Source organism: Pseudomonas sp. Irchel s3b2, from assembly GCF_900187445.1.
Classification (GTDB): domain Bacteria; phylum Pseudomonadota; class Gammaproteobacteria; order Pseudomonadales; family Pseudomonadaceae; genus Aquipseudomonas.
This window is the reverse complement of record NZ_FYEB01000007.1, coordinates 82,324-104,237: the sequence shown is the minus strand read 5'-3', so window position 1 is coordinate 104,237 and position 21,914 is coordinate 82,324. Positions and strand designations below refer to the sequence as shown.

The window sequence follows — 21,914 nt, the reverse complement described above, 5'->3', positions numbered from 1 at the left end:
TGGCCGAGAAAACCTTCCTTGACTTACAACTAAGAGAGAAACACATATGACTCTATTCATAGACGTTGATCACGCCGCCACGCTTTTTGGCAAGATTGGAATCGGTCAGGCCATCAAGCAAATGGCCAACTACATCAAGGCTGATTATTGCCGCTGGGCTGACTTTGATAAATCCCCACGCACCGCCAATCACTCCACTTGCGGGGTGATCGAACTGATGCCGACTGACGATGGCAAACAGTATTCATTCAAATACGTAAACGGCCACCCAGGAAATGCTGGCAACAACTTGCTGACAGTCATGGCCTTTGGTGTATTGGCGAACGTCGATAGCGGATACCCCGCCGTTCTCAGCGAACTCACCCTGACCACCGCGGTTCGCACAGCGGCAACGTCCGCCCTGGTAGCCCAGTCCCTGGCACGCAAGGGTTCGACACGCATGGCCATTATCGGAAATGGCGCCCAGAGCGAATTCCAGGCGATTGCCTTTTATGAAATGCTCGGGATCAACGAGGTGCGGATATTTGATATCGATAGCGCTGCTTCATTGAAATTGAAAAAAAATCTGGAAAGCTACACCGGCATCAATGTCACCGTAGCCTCCTCGGTGCATGAAGCCGTCAAAGGCGTTGATATCATCACCACCGTCACCGCGGACAAGGCCTACGCGACAATCTTGACGCCCGACATGATCGAGCCTGGCATGCATATCAACGCGGTTGGCGGTGACTGTCCCGGGAAAACCGAACTTCATGCCGATATCCTGCGCAACGCCCGGATCATTGTCGAGTTTGAACCGCAGACACGCATTGAAGGCGACATTCAGCAACTGGACACTGACCATCCTGTCATCGAATATTTCCGCATCGTTCGGGATAACGAACCAGGCCGGGAAAATGACACGCAAGTCACGGTGTTCGACTCGGTGGGATTTGCTCTTGAAGACTTTTCTTCACTTCGTTATTTGCATGACCAGGCTAGAAAATACGCGATCGGTGAGAAAATCCATCTTGTACCCACGCCTGCCAATATCAAGAACCTGTATCAACTGATTGATGAAAACTCCGATCTTTCATCTGCGTCGTCCCCGCAAAAACAGCAGCTAGCAGCAAGCTAAGACACGCGATAGTTCGCTATCAAGTCAGGTTGCGAGTCACGAATACCTTACTGATTAACCGGTACTGCAAGCGTTTGAACCACTGTCCTGACCTACAAGGCGCAATGGCGAACTTACAACAATAAAATACACACACTATTTCTCTGCCAAAACTCAAAAAACATAAAATCAAGAGGTTTTGTGATGAAATCAGATACGCATGAAATAACTGAACAACCCGCATTGCAGCGCACGCTCAGCAATCGCCACATTCAACTAATGGCCATGGGCGGCGCCATTGGTACGGGGCTATTCATGGGGTCCGGCAAGATCATCGCCCTGTCCGGTACCTCGATCATACTTATTTATATGATCATCGGTCTTTTTGTTTACTTCGTCATGCGTGCCATGGGAGAGCTGCTTTTATCTAACCTGAACTTCAAAAGCTTTGCTGACTTTGCCGGGGCCTACCTCGGCCCTCGTGCGGCCTTCTTTCTCGGATGGTCATACTGGTTGAGCTGGAGCGTGGCCGTTGTGGGAGATGCAGTGGTCGTTGGGGGTTTCTTTCAATACTGGTTCCCTGATGTACCGGCCTGGATCCCCGCCATCGGCATGATGCTCACGCTATTCGCCTTGAATGTGCTCACCGTCAAATTGTTCGGCGAGGTTGAATTCTGGTTCGCGATCATCAAGATAATCGCCGTCGTCGCGCTGATCTCCGTCAGTGTGCTGCTGATTGCCAGCTCCTTCGTCTCACCCACGGGAGTCACGGCTTCCCTGACGCACCTGCTGGACAAGCAGGCCGCTTTCCCCAACGGCCTGTTCGGCTTCTTCGCTGGCTTTCAGATGGCGATCTTTTCGTTCGCGGGCACGGAATTAATCGGCACCGCGGCCGCCGAAACCAAGTCGCCCGAAAAGACGCTGCCCAAAGCCATCAATTCCATACCGCTCAGGATCATCCTTTTTTATGTTCTGTCCCTGGTCTGCATCATCGCGGTGACCTCATGGCAGCAGGTATCGCCCAACAAAAGTCCTTTTGTCGAACTGTTCCTGATCGCGGGTTTTCCAGCGGCAGCCGGCATTGTGAACTTTGTGGTGCTGACCTCTGCGGCGTCATCCGCCAACAGCGGCGTCTTCTCATCCAGCCGCATGTTGTTCGGCCTGGCTGACCTTGGCAGTGCACCCGGTATCTTCAGACGGTTATCGAAAAACAGTGTTCCGCTCATCAGCCTGGCCTTCACGACCTTTCTGATGCTGCTGGGGGTGCTGCTGCTGTTCATCATCCCTGAAGTCATGACCGCCTTTACCATCGTGTCGACCGTGTCGGCCATCCTGGTGATCTTTACCTGGTCGACCATCCTGGCGTCCTACATCGCTTATCGCAAAGCAAGACCCGATCTTCATGCGCAATCTCGGTACAAAATGCCTGGGGGCGTGCCGATGGCGTGGTTCTCCCTCGCATTTCTCGCGTTTGTGCTGTGCCTGCTTGCCCTTCGGCCAGACACCCGCCTTGCCCTGTGTGTGATGCCTGCATGGTTCATTTGGTTGGCAATCGCCTACCAACTCTCGCATTTCAGGGGCAGGAACCAGGCCAGTCACGCGGCCGGGTCACTTCTCAAAGAATGATCCATTGCCCACCAAAACCTGCACGCAAAAAAAGTCCCGCGACCGAATGAGTCGCGGGACAAAAAATGGGTTGGTTGCGGCCAACCAGAGGAGCATTTTTAAAAGCGGTTACAGGCATTCCTGCGCGGCACGTTCGAAACTCGAAGGCATGAAGTTCGACGCCAGCAAGTGGCGCTCATACAAAAACACCTTGCCGCCATTCGGGGCTTTGTAGGCTTCGAGAACGTTGTCTGCCGCGACTTTGCTCGGCACCACGATCCGGTAGCTGCGCTGGGTTTGCGAGACCGTCGGGTTCAGTGCGCTGCCCTGCAACTTCGGCACCACGCAGTCGGCGTACTCGGCAGGCGTTTTTTTCGTCTGAAAAGTCAGCGTCGGGTCGTTCGGTGCGGAGGCGCAACCGGTCAGCAGCAGGGCGACAACAGCCAGTCGGGTCAATGTCTTCATTTGCGCCAGTTCCTTGAGTAGCGTCTTCGATGGAGGCGATTTTCCGACTTTGCCCGACAAAGCAGAACTGGCGTTTCTTGATGGTCACTATTACCGGAACCGATAGTTGCGCGCGCTATCGCTGGTTTTCAGGAAGCTTGGCAATCACCTTGATCTCGAACTCAAAGCCATACAGCCACGTGACCCCGACAGCAGTTAACGTCGGGTGGGGTGCGTTACCCCAGAACTCCGGCACAACCTTCCAGATCGTTTCGAACTTCTCTTGCGGATCGACGATGAAGACCGTTATGTCAATCACGTCGTCGAAGGTGCAACCGGCAGATCCCAGGATCGCGTTCAGATTGTTGAACGCAAGCCGAACCTGAGTCTCCAGTTCTGGCTCGGGTGAGCCGTCTTCGTTGCTACCGACTTGCCCCGAAACGAATAAAAAGCCATTGGACCGGATAGCCGGCGAATAGCGATTGCGCTCATAAAGCGCTTGGCGTCCGGGCGGAAAAACAACATCACGCGTTGTCATACAGTGCCTCCAGCAACGGGTCAAAGACGACCCGCAATTAATGATGAAGGGACTTTAAGGACTTGTGCCTGCCCGATAAACGAGCAACTGTAGCCATCACTGTTTGTAAAACCCAAACAATCCAATAGATCTCCGGGGCAGAAATGGACCGTTTCGATGCGATGCTGGCATTTGCTCGGGTGGTGGAAACGGGCAGCTTCACCAAAGCGGCCGAGACACTGCATATGAGCAAGACGAGCGTGACGCAACTGGTGCAGCAGTTGGAGGCCCGGTTACGCGTCAAATTGCTCAACCGCACGACGCGCAAGGTCAACGTAACCGCCGATGGCGCCGTCTATTACGAACGCGTGATACGACTGCTAGCCGACATGGACGATGCCGAGACCAGCCTGTCCAGCGCCTCGGCCCTGCCCCGGGGCCGACTGCGAGTGGATGTGCCCAGCCCGTTGGCCAGCATGATTCTGGTACCGGCGTTGCCTGCGTTTCATGCTCGATACCCTGACATCCAGATCGACATGGGCGTGAGCGATCGCATCGTGGACATGATTGGTGAGAACGTGGATTGCGTCGTGCGCGGCGGCGAACTAACCGATCAGTCTCTGATGGCTCGGCGGGTAGGCGAACTCCAGTTGGGCGTTTATGCGGCGCCGAGCTACCTGGAACGCATGGGTACGCCGTCGCATCCGCAAGAGCTGGAAGATTCGCATCATCGTGTCGTCGGTTTCCTGTGGGCACGCACAGGCAAAGCCTTGCCTTATGCCATGCACAGCAACAGCGAGAGTGTCCATATCAAGGGGCGCTATGTGTTGGCGGTTGACGATGGCAACGCCTACATCGCGGCCGGGCTGGCTGGCCTCTGAATTCTTTGGCTGCCAAACTACATGTCCAAGCCATACGAAGCGCGCGGCGAGTTGGTCCGTTTGTTCGAGGATTGGCACCTCGATCCGATGCCTATCTACGTGGCTTTTCCGCCGAACCGGCATATCAGCTTCAAGTTGCGCGTATTCATTGATTGGGTCGCTGAGCTGATGGCACAGCATGCGCCTATCATGATTCGTGAGGCGTCAGGTCCCTGACTTGGATAAAACCAAGCCCCGCTAGAAGCGGGGCTTGATGTATTTCACACGGCATCAGGGTTTACGCCCACCGCCGGGAGTTTGCCCTCCTCCTTTCTTGTCTGCGTCAGACATTTTCTCTCTGTCTTCGACAAAGTTGCCTTGGCGCCCTGCTCCCTGTCCGCTGCCGGGACGATTGGTATCGCTGGATTGACGTCCACCAGAGGCCTGTCCACCTTTTTTGCCGGCTTCGGAGGTACGTTGCGGATCGTTCATCATCCCGCCGCCCGACTGCCCGCCTTTTTTGCCAGCTTCGGAGGCTTTTTGAGGGTCATTGGCAAAATTGCCTGGGTTCTTGTTTCCGGTGTTAGCCATTTTCGTTCTCCTCATTGTTATTCACGAACCTTTGTCGGCCCGTCCTAATTCCGAGGGTTTCTGCGGTTGAAAGTTTGAACTGATCCATCGTTCTTGCGACAGGCGGATTGGGATGATTAGTTCCAGAAAACTCCTGACGCGGCGACTAATGGGGTGAATCAAACGAGTATAAAAATGGCTTGCGCTTATACAAATTCATCAAAGAAAAGCGCGTTGAGGTCTGGCATCATTCAAGCAGTTACGCTGAACTATCAGCTCTCTAATTTATCCTGTGTGGAGGTCCGTCGATGACAGAGCACATCGTCCACTTTCATTGCCAGATTGATCAGGGCACGATGGAACGCTTCAGGGACTGCTGCCTCGACGCCATCGACCAGGGCGCCTCCTCCTTACTGCTGAATCTCTCCACCAGCGGCGGCAGCACCAACTTTGGCTTCGCCCTCTACACCTTCCTTAAATCCCTGCCGGTGCCGCTGTGCGCGATTAATGCCGGCAATATCGAGTCGATGGGCATCATTATGTATCTGGCCGCCGGGCGACGTATCACCGCGCCCCATTCGCGGTTTCTGATTCACCCCATGAATTGGTACTTCAGCCAAAGCTCGGTCGACCATCAACGTTTGCGCGAATACCTCTCGAGCCTGGATAACGACCTCGCGCGCTACGTGCAAATCTTTGCCCTGGAAACTGCCCACGCGGATACCAAACTGGATATTTTCCATTGCCTTTCAGCGGAAGAGAAAGTAATCGCGGCGCATGAATCCCTGGCCTACGGAATCGCCCACGAAATGCATCAGATGGTGTTTGCCGATAACGTCAAACACTGGAAAATCAGTGGCGGTTGACGCATGTTCGAGACGGCCCCAAGTTTTTCGTTATCGCTGAGTCAGGTGCCAGGAACGGGGTGAATCTCCAGCGTCATTCCGTCACTCAACGTGAGTTTCAAGTCCCTGATAGTGCCGGCTACGCGGTCCTTGAAAACCGGCTCACCCTCGGGATCAAGTTCATCGTAGATAAAGCGGTTGCCCTCAAGCCAACCGATGGCCGTTTGCAGTTCGGGCGTAAGGTAATACTTGCCATCCAGAAAAAAACCGGCAAACGGTTCTACCCTTTCCCGATTCTCGATTTCGTAGCGCACGCCGGGGGTCATTCCTGTGGATTCATCAATCATGATGTGTACCTCGTCATCGTGTCTGATCTTGGCGGCCCTGCCTGTTTCAAGGCATCGACAAACCGGGCTCGACGGAAGGTCTATGCCTCAGACCTCCCGCCTTGCCCTGATACCTGTCAAGAAGTCCCCAAGCCACGCGACAGATCGGCTGGGGTTTCGGACACGGTCTTGCGCATCTCGCCCGTTTCTCCCGCGATTGAGCCGTGGGACTCCGTGGTTTCCATTACCTTTTCGCGCACCGCCTCATAGCCCTCCCGTGCTTGCTGTTTGACCTTGCCAGTGAGGTTTGCGCTGGTCCTGCCCAGATAACGGCGTTCCGTCGCAGTGGTCGGTAGCGCCGCACCCAACAATGCTCCCACCGCTACACCGACCGCAGCCATCATCAGTGGTTGCTCCTTGAGCAGATGACTGAACTGGTCGCCCATTTCATGAGTCCTGCGCGCCAGGCGATCACTGGTGTCATGGACCGTGCGACTGAGGTGATCGGTCGTCGCGTGCAGGCTGTCGCCCAGGTGAGCCGCCTTACCCTTGACCGCCTGATAGCTGTCCTTGAGCGAATCGGTGGTGGTGTGAAGACGCTGACGGGCGCTGTCCAGACTATCGGAGAGCCCTTCGCCCAAGTCATCGGTCCAGTCGATATCCTGCTCCGGTTCGACGCGATATTCCCTGGGCGTCGGTGGCCGATTCTGACTCATCATCAACCACATCAGCCCGACCGAGGTCAGCACCGCAGGCACGGGGTTGTTGCGCACACTGGTGCCCAGATTGGTCATGAAAGTCGAGCCGTTGCTTTGCATCAGCAACAGCGCCTGATCGAACATCTGGCCGGGGGTAAATTTGCTTTCCAGCGCGTCGACGATATGCCCGATGTTCTCCCGTTGCGCATCGATTTCTCGCTCGATGGTTTCCGGGCTCTTGGCCGCTTCGGTTTCGAATTCGCGGTTCATGACACTTTCCTCCGCAAGGCTTCCTGGTCTTTGTTCAACGCGTCCAGGGTGCGATCAGGCTTGAAGTGGGAAGGCTCGAATTGTTTTTTGCCTGCCTGCAACATCACGAACCCGATGACCATCACCACGACGCCGACAATCAGCGCAGCCAGCCAGGGCGCCATCACCAGGCTCAAGGCATAGACCACAGCCATCAGCAGCATGATGAACCCGGCGAGCAACACAATGGCGCCACCGGCGACCCCGGCAATCCCTGCTTTCAATGTCGTCAGGCTGGCCTGCAATTCCACCTTGGCCAACGCCAGCTCCTTGGTGAATAACGCCGGGACTTCGCGGGCTAACTGCCGCAATAAACCGACCACGGAAGCGTCATGATCAACCGTCGTGACATACGGTGTGACGGGTGGGGTGCGTTGCAGTTCTGGATTGTCTCTGTTCATCACCGTTCTCCTGAGAAGGGGCTGGACCCCGGCATTGAGGAACCATCGCCACGATGGTCGGGCGCGCTCGGCGAGGACGGCGTAATGCCGGTGGCCAACCCGGGCGACAGATCGCCTCCGTGCGGCATCGACGTTTCATAAAGTCCTTGCGAGCCATCGCCACTGAACGTGGGTGTGCTGCTCTGGGCGGTCGTTGTCGGTAGTGTGGCCGTGCCCGCTTTCAGGAACCGCGACAGACCGAACCCCACCGCGATGCTGCCGACAATGAACAACCCCGGATTGTCGCGTGCCAGATCAGCGCCATCGTGCAAAAGCTCTTCGGCACTTTTGCTGCGCAGTTTTCCCGCCAGGCTGCTCATGCTGTCGGCCATGTTCGCCAGGTAGTCGGACATCCCAAACGTATCGTTCGTCCTGATCTCGGAAACGACCGATTGGGCGCCTCTGGCCAATGCTTCAATCTGATCCGCTGCGGTATCGCGGTACTGGCCGAATTGCTCATCGGCCTGATGCCGGGCACCGCCTATCGCTTCGGTAACCTCCTCCTTTATATGCTGAAAGTTTTGTTCGGAGCCTGCGGGATCCCGAGGGGCATCCGGTTGTCCGGTTCTGCTGTCTGGAATAGTCATGTCATCCCTCGCCTTCGTAATGAACACGTCAGGAAGTGGCCGCGGCATGCCCGCGGTGGTGCTTCATTGCAGATGACGAGGCGTCTGGCAGGGAGTTCCAAGCAGATGATGAAGTGAGCGAAAGGCCTTCAGCCGATCAGTGCGAATGAGCGCTTTTTGTAGGCACCAGGTTTGGCGGCGAAGGTGCTCTCAAGTACGCCTTCGCCGGCAAGCCTGGCTCCTGCAAGTCCGATTCCGGCGTGCAGGTTGTGTGTAAGGTTGGAGAGTCAGCAAGTGCAATGCTGAGATGTGCTGGCCCATCGCGAGCAGGCTCGCTCCCACACTGGATTATCTGTGAACACGTTATGTGTATATGCCAGCGATTTTGTGGGTAGCTCGATGATCGTTCCCACGCTCTGCGTGGGAATGCAGCCCGGGACGCTCTGCGTCCCTTCCGGAGCCGAACGCGGAGCGTCCGTTGAGGCATTCCTTTGCTGCGCATGGGAACGATCTCAATCATCCTCATGCAATTTGATGCCGCGTTTATGCAGCAGGTATGGAACCAGCAACACCAACAGCGTCAGCACCAGAACCGACGCCGCAATCGGTTGCGTCACAAATATCATCCAGTCGCCCTGGCTGATGGACAAGGCGTTGCGCAGTTGTTTTTCCGCCATCGGGCCCAGCAGCATGCCCACAATCACCGGGGCGACGGGGAAATCGAAGCGCCGCATTAACACCCCTGCCCAGCCGATGCCCAGCATCAGAAACAGGTCGAACGTTGAGTGGCGCATGCCGTACACGCCGATGGTCGCGAACACTAGAATGCCGGCGTTCAGGTACGGCCGGGGGATTTGCAGGAGCTTGACCCACAGGCCCACCAACGGCAGGTTCAACACCAGCAGGATGGCGTTGCCGATGTACAGCGAGGCCACCAGCGTCCAGACCAGTTCGCCCGAGGTCTGGAACAGCAGCGGCCCCGGTTGCAGGTTGTAGTTCTGGAACGCGGCCAACAGAATCGCCGCCGTGGCGGAGGTCGGGATGCCCAGGGTCAGCAACGGCACCAGCGAACCGGTGGCGCTCGCGTTGTTGGCCGCCTCGGGGCCAGCGACACCCTCGATGGCGCCCTCGCCTTTGCTGGCGGCAAATTCTTTCGGGTACTTGCTGAGTTTGCGTTCGGTCGAATACGACAGGAACGTCGGAATTTCCGCGCCACCGGCCGGAATCGAGCCAAAGGGAAAGCCGATCAAGGTGCCCCGCAACCACGCGGGAACCGAGCGTTTCCAGTCGGCGCGGGTCATCCACAGCGAGGTCAAGCGGTGTCGGCTGGACGTTTCTTCCTTCTGGTAGAGCACGCTGTACAAAGCTTCACCGACGGCAAACAAGCCGACAGCCACCAGCACGACTTCGATGCCATCGACCAGCTCGGGAACAGCCAAGGTGTAGCGGGCAATGCCTGAGGTCGAGTCCAGGCCGATCAAGCCGATGGTCAGCCCGATCCCCAATGAGGCAAAGCCGCGCAACATCGATGAACCGAGTACCGCTGATACGGTGGTGAAGGCCAGCACCAGAATCGCGAAATACTCCGCAGGACCGAACTTCAGCGCCAGTGTGGCAACGAGTGGAGCGAACAGGGTCAGCAAAATCGTCGCGATGGTCCCGGCCACGAATGAACCGATAGCGGCCGTCGCCAAGGCCGGGCCTGCCCGTCCATTGCGCGCCATGAGGTTGCCTTCCAGGGCCGTGACCATGGAGGACGACTCCCCGGGGGTGTTGAGCAGGATCGAGGTGGTCGAGCCGCCAAACTGAGCGCCGTAATAGATGCCGGCGAACATGATCAGCGCCCCGGTAGGATCGACCTTGGCGGTAATCGGCAGCAGCAAGGCGACGGTCAGCGCCGGCCCGATCCCCGGCAAAACACCGATCGCGGTACCCAGCAGGCAGCCAATAAACCCCCACATCAGATTGATCGGCGCCAACGCGGCGCCGAAGCCGCTTGCCAGACTCGAGAGAATGTCCACCTTGTCGACCTCCTTCGGCCCGGATCAGATCCAGGCGTTGATCAAGGGCGGAAGGGAAACCCCTAGCCCGGCAGTGAACAGCCAGTAAATCGGCAAGGTCAGGGCGATGCCGATGGCCAAGTCCCGCACCGGGCTGCGACTGCCAAAACCGCGTGCCGAACAGGCAAACAGCAATGAGGCGGCCAATACGAAACCGATGTAGGTAATGAGCAAGGCAACCCCCACCAGCCCTGCCGTGACCCAGGTCGCCCCGGCCTTGCCGCCGGGCTGAGCCTGGGTGGTCTCGTGGTCATCGGCAAGGTTGCGAAAACCACCGGTGAGCGCCTGATAGCACATCAACAGACCGACGGCGCCCAGAAACACCGCGACGGCGTAGGGGTAAACGTAGGCCGCCATGATGACGAAGCCCATTTCGGGAGGAAATCGCGAGGCGCCGAACGCCAATACCGCGCTGATGGCGACTACACCTATGGCAATCGCCAGTTGGGCCGGCATGACTTTCCAGCGCCCGGCCATCTCAAAGCAGCCCGACCTTGACCAGCATCGCGCGCAGGCGCCCATGTTCTTCCTCGACGAATTTGCCAAAGTCATCCCCGGTCAGAATGCTCGGTGACCATGCATTGGTTTTTACGTTTTCTTGCCATACGTTGCTTTTGGTCGCGGTCAAGACGGCTTCGGTCAGTTCTTTGCGCTGCTCAGGCGTCAGGCCTGCTGCGCCGTATACGCCACGCCAGTTACCGATCGTCACGTCGTAGCCAGCCTCTTTGAGGGTCGGTGCATCGATGCCTTCAACGCGGTTGGGCGCGCCGATGGCGAGCAAGCGGAATTGCTTGGACTGGACGTATTTGGCCAGTTCGGCGTAGCCGCCGGTGATCACCGTAATGTGGCCCCCCAGCGTCGCGGCGACGACTTCGCCGCCACCGGCGAAGGCGACGTAATTCACCTTGTTGACGGGGACGTCCATTTTGCTCGCCAGTTCGGCGATGCCAATGTGGTCGATCGACCCCTTGGAGCCGCCACCAAACTTGATATTGGACGGGTTGGCTTTGAAGTCTTTGAGCAGGTCGTCCAGGGTTTTGTACGGGGAGTCGTCACGCACGGCAATCACGTTGTATTCGGTGAACAACCGGGCGATCGGCGTCACATCCTTCAAGGTGATTTGCGGTTTGTTCTGCTCGATGGCCGCGACCATGATCGCACCGACGACGATCAGGGCATTTGGGTCGCCCTTGGTGCCATTGGCAAATTGCGCCAACCCCAAGGTGCCACCGGCGCCGCCCTTGTTCTCGAAGGTCGCGGACTTTGCCGTTTTCGCCTCGACCATGGCTTTGCCCAGGACGCGTGCAGTCTGGTCATAACCACCGCCGACCGAACCCGGGGCCATGAACTTGACGGTGTCCAGCGCAAAAACCGGTGAGGCGAGCGCGGCGGCGGTAACTAAAACGGCGAGGTTGCTGCTGAATCGACGGGCCAATGCAAACATGAGTCGTCTCCGGATAGCTGTTCTTGTTGTTTTGGATCAGGGGCAAGCCCTGATGCCAGTAGGAGCCAGGCGTAGCCCCTGCTCGTTGAACATGCGTCTGGGAATAAGCGTAGGTCATAGTTGTGTTTGTTGGTCGCGCAGACCCGAAACTTCTTTGCTTGCGTGCCTGAAGTCGGCCAGCAACAAGCAAACCGCCCCTTGAATCAGGGCGGTGCTTGAACAAGAGGTGAATCGTTAGCCCAACATTTTATAGGCGTCGGGAGGCTCAGGCAGTGCGGCGAGCATGTCACGCAATCCGGCGGCCCACTGTTTGCGGATATCAATGAAGTAAGGGTCGTCAGGGGCGATGCGATAACTTTTTGCTCGGGTAAAACTGTCTTTCCTGTACACCAGCAGGTCCAGGGGCATGCCCACCGACAGGTTGCTGTGCATGGTCGAGTCGAACGAAATCAACCCGCAGCGCAGCCCTTCGTCGAGCGAGGTGCGAAACTTCAGGTTGCGATCCAGGATCGGCCTGCCGTATTTGCTTTCGCCCAGCTGCAGGAACGGCGTGTCTTCAGTCGCTTGAATGAAGTTGCCTTGCGGGTAAATGCTGTACACGTCCATGGACCCGTCCGCGATCTGCCCGCCGACCAGAAAGGAGCAACTCAAATCGGTCTTGCCTGCCAATTTGGTGCGATCCCGGGTGACGACTTCGCGAATGGTTTCGGCCACCAGCACCGTGGCGTCATACAGCGTGCGGACATTCAACAGATGGATACCCGCCCCGCTCGCCCGTTGCTTGAGCAGGTTGACCACCGATTGCGACGTGGCCAGGTTGCCCGCAGTTTGCAACACGATCAGCCGCTCTCCAGGCGTGCTGAAAATAAACAACTTACGGAACGTTGAAATCTGATCAATGCCCGCATTGGTCCGTGAGTCGGAGATGAACACCAGCCCGTCGGCCAGGTGCATAGCGACGCAGTAAGTCATTTGGTGAACTCATGAATTTGGAATGAACGGCCATACCCTGTCCATGAGGGTATGGCCGGTGACTGTGAATGCCGCGAGTGAGGTCTACTGGTGCTGCATCTGAAACAGGGATGTCACCTGTACCCGCGCCAGCATCGACTCGGCCCCGCCCCCGCGACGCATTCCGCGCACCGGGCAGGCGTCGAGGTAGTCGAGGCCCACTGCCAGTTTCAAATGGCGCTCGGGCCGGGCCAGTCGGTTGGTTACGTCGAAGCTGTACCAGCCATCGTCGAGCCAGGCTTCGGCCCAAGCGTGGCTGGCCAGATGGCTTTCATCTTCGGTGCACAGGTAGCCGGAGACATAACGCGCCGGGATACCCAGGCTGCGGGCGCACGCCAGGAAGGCGTGAGTGTGGTCCTGACAGACGCCGCCCCCCTCGGCAAAGGCTTGCGCGGCGGTGGTGTCCACGGTGGTCGCGCCCGGGCTGTAGACCATGTGCTCGGCCAGGCCATTCATCAAGTCGATCAGCACCGCCCGGTCACGCCGCGTGCCGCAGTGTTGCAAGGCAAAGGCGTTAAGGGCGTCATCGGCCTTGGTCAGATGGCTGGTGCGCAAGAACGGCAGCGGCGACTGAGTGTCGTGCTCCACGTCCATCGTCTGATCGATTTCAACCTGACCATAGGCAGTCAGTACCAGGGCGCCGTGAGGCTCGTCCATCGTCAATACATGCAGGACGTTGCCGTAAGGATCGACCTGGCTGCGCACCAGGCGCGGCAGCTCCAGGTGCCATTCAAGAATGTGCTGGCGCTCGGTGTTCTTGGGCGTCAAACGCAGGAACTGGATGCTGGTGCAGACTTCGTCGGCGTAGCTGTAAGTGGTGTCGTGGCGTATGGACAGTTTCATACGACCTCCAGATAGGACTCGTGAACGGTCTGACCGAGATGGCGAACCTGGGAGATGAAATCAGTCAGCCACAGGTGCAGACCCAAGCCGAGAATCTCGTCGATCCCGGTATAACGCAGCCGCGCATTCAGTTCTGCAGCCAGGCGCTGGGCCGGCCGGCCGTTATTGCCCGGCAGGCTGGCGAGGATTTGGTCTAGCTCCTCGACGCAGGCGTGCAGCGAGCGCGGCACGTTGGCGCGCAACAGCAGCATCTCGGAAACCTGCTTGGCGCAGGGCGCATTGCGGTAGATCTCGTTGAATGCCTCGAACGACGACAGCGCCCGCAACAACGCGCTCCACTGGTAGTAGCCGCGGGCCGAGTTATCACTGACCTCCTCCGACTCTTCGCCGAACATTTCATAGCGCGCATCCAGTAGGCGCAGGGTGTTGTCGGCGCGTTCGAGGAAAGTGCCCAGACGAATAAAGCTATAGGCATCGTTGCGCATGATCGTGCCCGAGGTCGCCCCGCGGAATAGATGCGAGCGCTCCTTGACCCATTCACAGAAATGGCTGATGCCGTAACGGCCCAGACCGTTGCTGGCGATGTTGCGCATTTCCAGCCAGGTGGCGTTGATGTTCTCCCACATGTCGGCGGTGATGCGTCCTCGCACCGCGTGCGCGTTGGCCCGCGCAGCTTGCAAGCAGCAATAGATACTGCCGGGGTTGGTTTCATCCAGCGCAAAGAAATGCAGCATGTGCTCAGTGTTGAGTTCGCCGTAGCGTTCGTTGTAGTCGTCCAGCGTGCCGGCGGCCAATAGCGACATCGCCAGCTCGGCGCGGCCGTCGGTGCGCCCGGCGTGGGGCATCAGCGACAACGAGTAACTGACTTCGAGCATGCGCGCCAGGTTTTCGGCGCGCTCCAGGTAACGGGACATCCAGTAGAGGTCCGAAGCGGTTCTTGAAAGCATGTCTTAGTCCTCCACTACCCAAGTGTCTTTGGTGCCGCCGCCCTGAGACGAGTTCACCACCAGCGAGCCTTCGCGCAATGCCACGCGGGTCAGGCCACCGGGCACCAGACGGGTTTCACTGCCCGATAGCACAAACGGGCGCAGGTCAATGTGGCGTGGAGCGATGCCGTTTTCGACGAAAGTCGGGCACGTCGACAGACACAACGTCGGTTGGGCGATATAGGCTTCAGGGCGGGCCTTGAGACGCCGGCGGAAGTCCTCGATTTCCGCCGCCGTGGCGGCCGGGCCGACGAGCATCCCGTAGCCGCCGGAACCTTGGGTTTCCTTGACCACCAGTTCGGGCAGATGCGCCAGCACATGGGACAGCTCTTCGGGTTTGCGACATTGCCAGGTCGGCACGTTCTTGAGGATCGGTTCCTCGCTGAGGTAGAAGCGGATCATGTCGTCGACATAGGGATAGATCGATTTGTCGTCGGCCACACCGGTGCCGACGGCGTTCGCCAGCACCACATTGCCCGAGCGGTAAGCGGCAATCAGGCCGGGCACACCGAGCATGGAGTCCGGGTTGAAGGACAGCGGATCGAGGAACGCATCGTCGAGACGGCGATAGATCACATCCACCTGTCTAGGGCCAGCGGTGGTGCGCATGTAGACATGATCGTCGCGGACAAACAGATCGGCACCTTCCACCAGCTCCACACCCATTTCACGGGCCAGGAACGCGTGTTCGAAGTAAGCACTGTTGAAGCGACCCGGGGTCAGCACCACGGCAGTGGGATTGTCCAGGGGGCTGGAGCTCTTGAGGGTGTCCAGCAGCAGGTTGGGGTAGTGATCGATGGGCGCCACACGCTGGGCGGCGAAGAGTTCAGGGAATAACCGCATCATCATCTTGCGGTCTTCGAGCATGTAGCTGACGCCGCTGGGGGTACGCAGATTGTCTTCCAGTACGTAGTAACTGCCGTCGCCGTCGCGGACCAGATCGACGCCGGAGATGTGGGCATAGATGCCGCGATGCAGATTCAGGCCCTGCATGGCGACCTGATAACCCTCGTTCGCCAGGACCTGTTCGGCCGGGATGATGCCCTCCTTGAGGATGTGTTGGCTGTGGTAAATGTCGGCCAGGAACATGTTCAAGGCCTGGACCCGCTGAATGCAGCCACGCTCGACCGTTTGCCATTCGCTGGCCTTGATGCTGCGTGGAATGATGTCGAACGGAATCAACCGCTCGGTGCCCTGCTCGTCCCCGTATAAGGTGAAGGTGATGCCGGCTCGGTGGAACAACAGGTCGGCTTCGCGACGACGTTGATCCAGCAACTCCAGAGGTGTGTCCGCCAACCAACGCGCGAACTCCTGGTAATGTGGGCGGCAGCCACCACTCGCATCATACATTTCGTTAAAAAAAGCTCGGGACATACCCTACTCCTTGCCGCGATACAGACGGCATTTTCTTATCACTTCGCTATTTCAATACATTCAGGCCTTACGTTGTTTTAGTGAGTACTGTTTCTGTTGAGCACCTCAGTGTGCGTCGTTAACTTCCTGTTACATTCGGAATTAAATTCCTTATGATTTCGGCAATCGCTTGACGCGTTCCGACGCCAGAGGTCTGGCCTTTGCGGTTTGATGTCTGGCGCCCCAATTTATAACGTTCCCCGTTATCCTTTTTCGTTTAAAACCACACTGCGGTGGTTTGAAAGCACTTTTGCAAGGGCTATGCCCACTATTGCCATCAGGAACAAATAACCAAAGTCGTCGCGAGAAAAACACCTGAGCGACATTTGTTTTCATTTTTGAGACTGAAATCGACAAAACTATATAAACATTTCCTCCACTTGTAACTTGCCCAATTCTGGAGCGAACAAAAATGGTGCGATTAGCAACTCATGTACGTTTTTTGCCCTATAAGCGGGAAATTTCTACTCATTACTTTTTATTGCCCTTGTAATACAGAGCGCACTGCTTGGTGCGTCGGTTAATGTTTGGCGCACTATTAATGCTCAACAAAATGCACCAAATGATTTCATACGACACGAAAATGCCAAGTAGTGATGCAAAGGAATATCGCGAGAAAAAATGGCGGAAGGCAGCCGGAGTCGAACCTGCCCGGGAACGGATGCCGTCCCCAACCGGGTTTGAAGCCCGGCCGCGCCACCGGGCGCGATTGCCTTCCTTGAACTCAGTCTGTTGTCTGTTGAGCCAGTGCATTGTCGAGCCGGAGGTGGCGCCGATCGCCAAAGCGTCGGGTCAGGCCGACCCGGTCGAAGTATTCAAGAATCTGAATGCTGCGCTTGCGCCCCAGGCCCACGGCATCGCGAAACGCCGTGACCTGAATCACCGGATTGTCGCTTGTCAGTTGCACCAGCATAGCCGCCAATCGGCGCAGCAGCGTGTCGGTGTAAAACAGATCACGAACCACTTGATGCACCAGCCCCAAGCGCGCCATCTTGCGCAGCAGCAGGCGCACAGCGGCCTCTTCATGGCCCGTCGCTTTAGCCATATCACGCACCCATGGCGGATCGAAACCCGCCTGTTCGAACAGCGGCTGCAATTGCTGCCAGAGGACTTCGTCATCCTCGCTCAACCGCACTTGATGATCGGGCAAATGCAGCCAGGGGCCGCTGGCGACGATCGCACCGCTGGCCAGTAATTCGTCGAGCAGGCTGATAAAGGTCGGCCGGTCCAGCGCTGTGCCAGCGAAGCGACGCAGGCGATCCCTGTCCGGTCCCATTTGATCCGGTTCGAGTTGATGAAAGCGTGCGAGGTGTTCCAGCAGTGGCGCCTTCAGGGCTTCCCAGCGCACCGCGCTGAACAGCAACGGCCCCTGCCGCGTATCGATCAACCGCACGTCGTCGGGCAGCTCCCAAGTTTCACGCGGACGATTGAACTGGCGCTCCAGACGTTGCGGGTCGAGCCCGGTATCGCTGTTGGCCAGCAGCGCCGGCAGTGCGTCTTCCAGGCTGTTCGTAGTGGCCAGCGTCTGTAGCTGCGTCAGTCGCTCGGGGCTGCGGCGGTGTCGGGCCGGGGGGAACGGGTCGAGCACGCGGCCACCGCCGAGGGTGCGTTGAGCGCTTTGGTCGCGCAGGATCAAGCGGTCGCCCTTCACCGCCAGCACCGGCGCGTTCACCAGCAGTTGCGCGAACATCTGCTCACCCGGCGCGAGGCTGGCGCCTTCCAGCAACGCCACTCGCCCGGTCACGTCCTGAGTACCGAGATGCACATGCACTGGCTGAAAGTGCTCGAAGCTTCGCGCTTCAGTGGCCAACAAGGTCATCTCGATATCCAGACGCTGGGTCGGCGCGTGCAGCCATTCGGCCAACAGCCATTGGCCCCGGTGAATCTGCTCCAGAGCCAAACGGTCGGCGCTCAGGTTCAGCGCGACTCGCTGCCCGGCCGTTGCGCTGTCAGCCGCCTGATTCTGTGCGTGCAAGCCGCGCACCCGCACCGGTTTGCCCAGCGGACTCAAGATCAGCGTATCGCCCACAGCAATTTGGCCGGACAATGCGGTGCCGGTCACCACGATACCGGCACCGGCCACACTGAAGGCCCGGTCAATCGCCAGGCGAAAACCGCCGCTGGCGCTGCGTTGAAGCACCTCATGTTGTGCATTCAGCAAAGACTGACGCAGTGTCTCGATCCCCTCGCCGGTCACACTCGACAGCGCGATTTTCCGTGCGTCGGCATAGGGACCGGGTGCCAGCAATGTTTCGATCTGTTCCCGGACGGTTTGCACACGAGCAGGATCGACGCGGTCGCACTTGCTGATTGCGATCAGTGCCCGAGGGATGCCCAGCAACTCGACAATCGCCAGGTGTTCACGGGTCTGGGGCATGACACCGTCATCCGCCGCCACCACCAACAACACCAGATCAATGCCCTGAGCCCCGGCCAGCATGTTATGGGTGAAGCGCTCATGGCCGGGTACGTCGATAAAACCGGTCAGGGCGGCGCCCGGTTCCAGCGCCGCGTAGATATAGCCCAGGTCAATGGTCATGCCGCGTTCGCGTTCTTCCCGGCGACGGTCGCCGGCCTGGCCGGTCAGTGCCTGGAGCAAGGAGGTTTTACCGTGATCGATGTGCCCCGCCGTGCCGACAATCACCCGTCCCGGCCCTCCTCCTGCAATTGATCGAGTTGCGCCAGCCACGCGGCTTCGTCGTCCAGTTGGCGCACGTCGAGCCAAAGCGCATCGCCGTCGATGCGCCCGAGCACGGGAATCGGCAATGCGCGCATTGCAGCTTCCAAGGCATGCAATGTTCGTCCACGCAGGCGTTTGGAAACGGTCGGTCGCAGGCATAACGCCGCACTAGGCAGTCGAGCCACCGGTTGGCTGCCGCTACCGATCATGCCCAGCGCCGGCACCGCGCTGACGCTCCAGCCATCGCCCAACACCTGCGCCAGTGACGGTTGCAGGCGTTCGGCCTGGGCGAAAATGTCGGCTTGAGGCCGGGTCAGCAGGCGCAGACTCGGCAGACGCTCGGCCAACCGATCAGGATTGCGGTACAGCGCCAATACAGCTTCGAGGGCGGCGAGGGTCAGTTTGTCGACCCGCAGCGCACGCTTGAGCGGATTCTTCTTGATCTTTGCGATCAGGTCTTTGCGGCCGACAATCAACCCGGCCTGGGGACCGCCGAGCAGTTTGTCACCGCTGAAAGTAACGATGTCTGCACCATCGAGCAGTGCCTGGCGCACCGTTGGTTCGGCGGGCAGGCCCCAGCGAGTCAGGTCGAGCAGACTGCCGCTGCCCAAGTCTTCAAGCAGCGGCAGCCCGTGGCGGTGAGCCAGTTCTGCCAATTCAGCCGTCGGCACCCGGGCGGTGAAGCCTTCAATGGCGTAATTGCTCGCATGTACACGCATCACCAGACCACTGCGCGGACCGATGGCGGCCTCGTAATCCTGGGCATGGGTGCGGTTGGTGGTGCCCACTTCGTGCAGCCGCACCCCGGCGCGGGCCATGATGTCGGGTATGCGAAAGGCACCGCCGATTTCGATCAGTTCACCACGGGAAATGATGCCTTCCTTGCGCGCGCCCAGGCTGTTGAGCGTCAGTAACACAGCGGCGGCGTTGTTGTTGACTACGGTCACTGCCTCGGCACCGGTCAGCTCGCGGATCAGGCCTTCGATCAGGTCGTCCCGGTCGCCGCGCTTGCCGCTGTGCAGGTCGAATTCCAGGTTGAGCGGATAGCGGGCGGCCAGTTCCACGGCGGCAATGGCTTCCTCTGGCAATAACGCGCGCCCGAGGTTGGTGTGCAGCACTGTACCGGTGAGATTGAATACCCGACGGACCTGGCAGCGATGCTGGATCGCCAGACGCTCGCCCGCCCTGCCTGCCAATACGTCGGGGGCGATTTCAATGGCATTGAGTTCGCCCTTGTGCACCGATTCGCGCAAGTCATCGAGCAGTTGCCGCAGGCCAGTCAGCAGCGCGTCATGCCCGTAACGCTCGGCCAGCGGTTGGCAGGCGGGATGGCGCAATAAGCTGTCGATGGAGGGCAGCCGCAGGGTTTGGCTGGCGGAGGTTGCGGGCATCAGAGGCTCCCGGAAGCGATAGACCGTCGCTTCTGAGTGTAGCCGCTGGGCTCACTGCTCAAAGGGATAAGCTCAGTTGGCTCCAGGTGCATCGGTATCTGCATATCTTTCCGGCATGGCTGCAAATGTCAGATATTTCAGAGACTGCCGTAGGCGCGGTCCCAAACGTTTCCTGGCCCCTCAAACCGTTCTGGATGACGGCTATACCTCTGTTGATACTTCGTTTTTTACGGGGTCAGTTGGCAGGAGCATCAAGTGACGGCACTCCAGGAACGGGATAAGCCAGTTCTCAATAACGGTCCATCGTCGAGTTTCGCGAGTCGGCCATTTGCTCGCGCCCTGGCAATCATTGCGCTGGCGCTTGCCGCTGGCGGTTGTGTTTTTGCACCGGCAGAGAGCTTTACCTTGCAGGCCGAAGTGCCGGCCGATTTCAGGGTCAAGGCTGATGCCTATTACGAGCCGGCCAGCGGCGAAACCTGTGAGGCGCCACCGCGCCAACGCGGAAAAGTGGCGCCGAATCGCAAGTTTTTCACCAGTGAATTCCAAAGCATTCCGCGCACGGCCGAGTTTCAGATCCCGCTGACGACGCGCGCGGGTGGCTGTCCGTTGGTGTTGAGTAGCTTGAAACTGAATCTCGACGCGAAGTGGGGAACGCGCTGGTCTGACCTAGGCGGTGACTTTGCCAGCCTGTCCTTTTACGACGCACTTGCAGATGACCGTCCAGATTTTCCAGCCTCCGGTATTCAGGCATTTCAAGGGCAATGCCAGTGGCTGTTCCGCACTGTGGGACCCGAGCGGGCGATCATAAAAATCCTGCACTGTCGGGCCCTCGACGCGGATGGACAGATGGTGAAACGCATGGCGGGTGGGGTATTGCAGCGCGATCAGTTGCCGGGCAGGACGGTGAGGATGGTGTTCGGGATGGCAAAGAAAGAGGAGCCTTACATGGGGGACAACTGGGTTCGCTTTCCGCAAGGCTGGAAACGCTGCTTGGGTAAAAGCCTTGAAGATCCGTACGCCTTCTGTCGCGGCAACACCACAGATTTCAAGTCTTTCAAAATGCCGGATGGGCGCGAGTGCACCGTCTACCCCAACTGCACTGAATAAGGAAATCAGATATGGCACATCAGGAGCGAGACAACCCTTCCAGTTATTACAGGGCTGAAAATGTCAGATATTTCAGAGACTGGCGTAGGCGCGGTCCCAAACGTTTCCTGGTCCCTCAAACCGTTCTGGATGACGGCTATACCTCTGTTGATACTTCGTTTTTTACGGGGTCAGTTGGCAGGAGCATCAAGTGACGGCACTCCAGGAACGGGATAAGCCAGTTCTCAATAACGGTCCATCGTCGAGTTTCGCGAGTCGGCCATTTGCTCGCGCCCTGGCAATCATTGCGCTGGCGCTTGCCGCTGGCGGTTGTGTTTTTGCACCGGCAGAGAGCTTTACCTTGCAGGCCGAAGTGCCGGCCGATTTCAGGGTCAAGGCTGATGCCTATTACGAGCCGGCCAGCGGCGAAACCTGTGAGGCGCCACCGCGCCAACGCGGAAAAGTGGCGCCGAACCGCAAGTTTTTCACCAGTGAATTCCAAAGCATTCCGCGCACGGCCGAGTTTCAGATCCCGCTGACGACGCGCGCGGGCGGCTGTCCGTTGGAGTTGAGTAGCTTGAAACTGAATCTCGACGCGAAGTGGGGAACGCGCTGGTCTGACCTAGGCGGTGACTTTGCCAGCCTGTCCTTTTACGACGCACTTGCAGATGACCGTCCAGATTTTCCAGCCTCCGGTATTCAGGCATTTCAAGGGCAATGTCAG

19 protein-coding genes, 1 tRNA gene and 3 pseudogenes are annotated in these 21,914 nt (G+C 58.4%); 6 read left to right on the top strand and 17 right to left on the bottom strand.

Going from position 1 to position 21,914, the window contains the following annotated elements:
• Positions 1 to 46: 46 nt before the first annotated feature.
• Together CKW20_RS16980 and CKW20_RS16975 are read left to right on the top strand one after the other, a co-directional pair.
• A complete protein-coding gene (locus CKW20_RS16980) occupies positions 47 to 1,117 on the top strand; it encodes an ornithine cyclodeaminase (protein ID WP_095053960.1) in 1,071 nt (356 codons plus the stop codon).
• 183 nt (positions 1,118 to 1,300) lie between these two features.
• The gene (locus CKW20_RS16975; protein ID WP_052963281.1) at positions 1,301 to 2,722 is read left to right on the top strand and encodes an amino acid permease; all 1,422 of its coding nucleotides are present in this window, start codon (positions 1,301 to 1,303) and stop codon (positions 2,720 to 2,722) included.
• A 108-nt stretch (positions 2,723 to 2,830) separates the two neighbouring features.
• Here CKW20_RS16975 and CKW20_RS16970 read toward each other — a convergent pair whose 3' ends face one another.
• Both CKW20_RS16970 and CKW20_RS16965 read right to left on the bottom strand, forming a co-directional pair.
• Complete coding sequence (locus CKW20_RS16970; protein WP_095053959.1) at positions 2,831 to 3,166, bottom strand: hypothetical protein; 336 nt, start codon at positions 3,164 to 3,166, stop codon at positions 2,831 to 2,833.
• Between the two features lie 115 nt (positions 3,167 to 3,281).
• Positions 3,282 to 3,683 carry a RidA family protein gene (locus tag CKW20_RS16965; RefSeq protein ID WP_095053958.1) on the bottom strand — a complete coding sequence of 134 codons (402 nt, stop codon included), beginning with the start codon at positions 3,681 to 3,683 and terminating at the stop codon, positions 3,282 to 3,284.
• A gap of 143 nt (positions 3,684 to 3,826) precedes the next feature.
• Between CKW20_RS16965 and CKW20_RS16960 the strand changes: the two are divergent.
• Positions 3,827 to 4,759, top strand: a pseudogene (locus CKW20_RS16960) (LysR substrate-binding domain-containing protein).
• 195 nt (positions 4,760 to 4,954) lie between these two features.
• Here the strand turns inward: CKW20_RS16960 and CKW20_RS29900 are convergent.
• Positions 4,955 to 5,113: pseudogene (locus CKW20_RS29900) on the bottom strand (general stress protein); the annotation flags it as partial.
• 287 nt (positions 5,114 to 5,400) lie between these two features.
• On the opposite strand from CKW20_RS29900, the gene CKW20_RS16950 reads away from it, so the two are divergent.
• A complete protein-coding gene (locus CKW20_RS16950; protein WP_007900348.1) occupies positions 5,401 to 5,958 on the top strand; it encodes an ATP-dependent Clp protease proteolytic subunit in 558 nt (185 codons plus the stop codon).
• A 41-nt stretch (positions 5,959 to 5,999) separates the two neighbouring features.
• On the opposite strand, the gene CKW20_RS16945 is transcribed toward CKW20_RS16950, so the two are convergent.
• The 14 genes from CKW20_RS16945 to selA all read right to left on the bottom strand — a co-directional run bounded on the left by CKW20_RS16945 (position 6,000) and on the right by selA (position 20,104).
• Positions 6,000 to 6,284: a hypothetical protein gene (locus tag CKW20_RS16945; RefSeq protein WP_095053956.1), complete on the bottom strand. Its 285-nt coding sequence runs from the start codon at positions 6,282 to 6,284 to the stop codon at positions 6,000 to 6,002.
• Positions 6,285 to 6,400: 116 nt separating this feature from the next.
• Positions 6,401 to 7,231 carry a DUF3618 domain-containing protein gene (locus CKW20_RS16940; RefSeq protein WP_095053955.1) on the bottom strand — a complete coding sequence of 277 codons (831 nt, stop codon included), beginning with the start codon at positions 7,229 to 7,231 and terminating at the stop codon, positions 6,401 to 6,403.
• Positions 7,228 to 7,671 (bottom strand): phage holin family protein, encoded by a 444-nt coding sequence (locus CKW20_RS16935; protein ID WP_176466913.1) that lies wholly within the window; start codon positions 7,669 to 7,671, stop codon positions 7,228 to 7,230. Before CKW20_RS16935 ends, CKW20_RS16940 begins: the two co-directional genes overlap by 4 nt.
• Positions 7,671 to 8,297, bottom strand: coding sequence for a hypothetical protein (locus tag CKW20_RS16930; RefSeq protein ID WP_095054058.1), 627 nt, complete (start codon positions 8,295 to 8,297; stop codon positions 7,671 to 7,673). The genes CKW20_RS16935 and CKW20_RS16930 overlap by 1 nt, the downstream gene beginning before the upstream one ends.
• A 491-nt stretch (positions 8,298 to 8,788) precedes the next feature.
• A complete protein-coding gene (locus CKW20_RS16925) occupies positions 8,789 to 10,297 on the bottom strand; it encodes a tripartite tricarboxylate transporter permease (RefSeq protein ID WP_095053954.1) in 1,509 nt (502 codons plus the stop codon).
• Positions 10,298 to 10,321: 24 nt separating this feature from the next.
• Complete coding sequence (locus tag CKW20_RS16920; RefSeq protein WP_095053953.1) at positions 10,322 to 10,813, bottom strand: tripartite tricarboxylate transporter TctB family protein; 492 nt, start codon at positions 10,811 to 10,813, stop codon at positions 10,322 to 10,324.
• A 1-nt stretch (position 10,814) separates the two neighbouring features.
• A complete protein-coding gene (locus CKW20_RS16915; RefSeq protein ID WP_095053952.1) occupies positions 10,815 to 11,780 on the bottom strand; it encodes a tripartite tricarboxylate transporter substrate binding protein in 966 nt (321 codons plus the stop codon).
• Positions 11,781 to 12,014: 234 nt separating this feature from the next.
• Positions 12,015 to 12,752, bottom strand: a complete 738-nt coding sequence (locus tag CKW20_RS16910) for a proteasome-type protease (protein WP_095053951.1) — start codon at positions 12,750 to 12,752, stop codon at positions 12,015 to 12,017.
• Positions 12,753 to 12,836: 84 nt separating this feature from the next.
• On the bottom strand, positions 12,837 to 13,634 hold the full coding sequence (locus tag CKW20_RS16905; RefSeq protein WP_095053950.1) for a transglutaminase family protein: 798 nt from the start codon (positions 13,632 to 13,634) through the stop codon (positions 12,837 to 12,839).
• Positions 13,631 to 14,581: an alpha-E domain-containing protein gene (locus CKW20_RS16900; RefSeq protein WP_095053949.1), complete on the bottom strand. Its 951-nt coding sequence runs from the start codon at positions 14,579 to 14,581 to the stop codon at positions 13,631 to 13,633. The genes CKW20_RS16905 and CKW20_RS16900 overlap by 4 nt, the downstream gene beginning before the upstream one ends.
• Before the next feature lie 3 nt (positions 14,582 to 14,584).
• On the bottom strand, positions 14,585 to 15,994 hold the full coding sequence (locus CKW20_RS16895; protein ID WP_095053948.1) for a circularly permuted type 2 ATP-grasp protein: 1,410 nt from the start codon (positions 15,992 to 15,994) through the stop codon (positions 14,585 to 14,587).
• Between the two features lie 661 nt (positions 15,995 to 16,655).
• Positions 16,656 to 16,751 (bottom strand) — tRNA-Sec (locus tag CKW20_RS16890).
• 6 nt (positions 16,752 to 16,757) lie between these two features.
• Positions 16,758 to 18,677 (bottom strand): selenocysteine-specific translation elongation factor, encoded by a 1,920-nt coding sequence (gene selB / locus CKW20_RS16885; protein ID WP_095053947.1) that lies wholly within the window; start codon positions 18,675 to 18,677, stop codon positions 16,758 to 16,760.
• Positions 18,674 to 20,104, bottom strand: a complete 1,431-nt coding sequence (selA, locus tag CKW20_RS16880; protein WP_095053946.1) for an L-seryl-tRNA(Sec) selenium transferase — start codon at positions 20,102 to 20,104, stop codon at positions 18,674 to 18,676. Before selA ends, selB begins: the two co-directional genes overlap by 4 nt.
• Before the next feature lie 405 nt (positions 20,105 to 20,509).
• On the opposite strand from selA, the gene CKW20_RS16875 reads away from it, so the two are divergent.
• Together CKW20_RS16875 and CKW20_RS29615 are read left to right on the top strand one after the other, a co-directional pair.
• A complete protein-coding gene (locus tag CKW20_RS16875; RefSeq protein WP_256585064.1) occupies positions 20,510 to 21,211 on the top strand; it encodes a hypothetical protein in 702 nt (233 codons plus the stop codon).
• 340 nt (positions 21,212 to 21,551) lie between these two features.
• Positions 21,552 to 21,914: pseudogene (locus tag CKW20_RS29615) on the top strand (hypothetical protein); the annotation flags it as partial.

Coding starts and splice junctions, on each gene's coding strand:
- CKW20_RS16980 (WP_095053960.1), top strand. CDS start 47: ATGACTCTATTCATAGACGTTGATCACGCCGCCACGCTTTTTGGCAAG.
- CKW20_RS16935 (WP_176466913.1), bottom strand. CDS start 7,671: ATGAACAGAGACAATCCAGAACTGCAACGCACCCCACCCGTCACACCG.
- CKW20_RS16945 (WP_095053956.1), bottom strand. CDS start 6,284: ATGATTGATGAATCCACAGGAATGACCCCCGGCGTGCGCTACGAAATC.
- CKW20_RS16915 (WP_095053952.1), bottom strand. CDS start 11,780: ATGTTTGCATTGGCCCGTCGATTCAGCAGCAACCTCGCCGTTTTAGTT.
- selA (WP_095053946.1), bottom strand. CDS start 20,104: ATGCCCGCAACCTCCGCCAGCCAAACCCTGCGGCTGCCCTCCATCGAC.
- CKW20_RS16895 (WP_095053948.1), bottom strand. CDS start 15,994: ATGTCCCGAGCTTTTTTTAACGAAATGTATGATGCGAGTGGTGGCTGC.
- CKW20_RS16905 (WP_095053950.1), bottom strand. CDS start 13,634: ATGAAACTGTCCATACGCCACGACACCACTTACAGCTACGCCGACGAA.
- CKW20_RS16940 (WP_095053955.1), bottom strand. CDS start 7,231: ATGAACCGCGAATTCGAAACCGAAGCGGCCAAGAGCCCGGAAACCATC.
- CKW20_RS16975 (WP_052963281.1), top strand. CDS start 1,301: ATGAAATCAGATACGCATGAAATAACTGAACAACCCGCATTGCAGCGC.
- CKW20_RS16930 (WP_095054058.1), bottom strand. CDS start 8,297: ATGACTATTCCAGACAGCAGAACCGGACAACCGGATGCCCCTCGGGAT.
- CKW20_RS16970 (WP_095053959.1), bottom strand. CDS start 3,166: ATGAAGACATTGACCCGACTGGCTGTTGTCGCCCTGCTGCTGACCGGT.
- CKW20_RS16950 (WP_007900348.1), top strand. CDS start 5,401: ATGACAGAGCACATCGTCCACTTTCATTGCCAGATTGATCAGGGCACG.
- CKW20_RS16920 (WP_095053953.1), bottom strand. CDS start 10,813: ATGGCCGGGCGCTGGAAAGTCATGCCGGCCCAACTGGCGATTGCCATA.
- CKW20_RS16965 (WP_095053958.1), bottom strand. CDS start 3,683: ATGACAACGCGTGATGTTGTTTTTCCGCCCGGACGCCAAGCGCTTTAT.
- CKW20_RS16910 (WP_095053951.1), bottom strand. CDS start 12,752: ATGACTTACTGCGTCGCTATGCACCTGGCCGACGGGCTGGTGTTCATC.
- CKW20_RS16900 (WP_095053949.1), bottom strand. CDS start 14,581: ATGCTTTCAAGAACCGCTTCGGACCTCTACTGGATGTCCCGTTACCTG.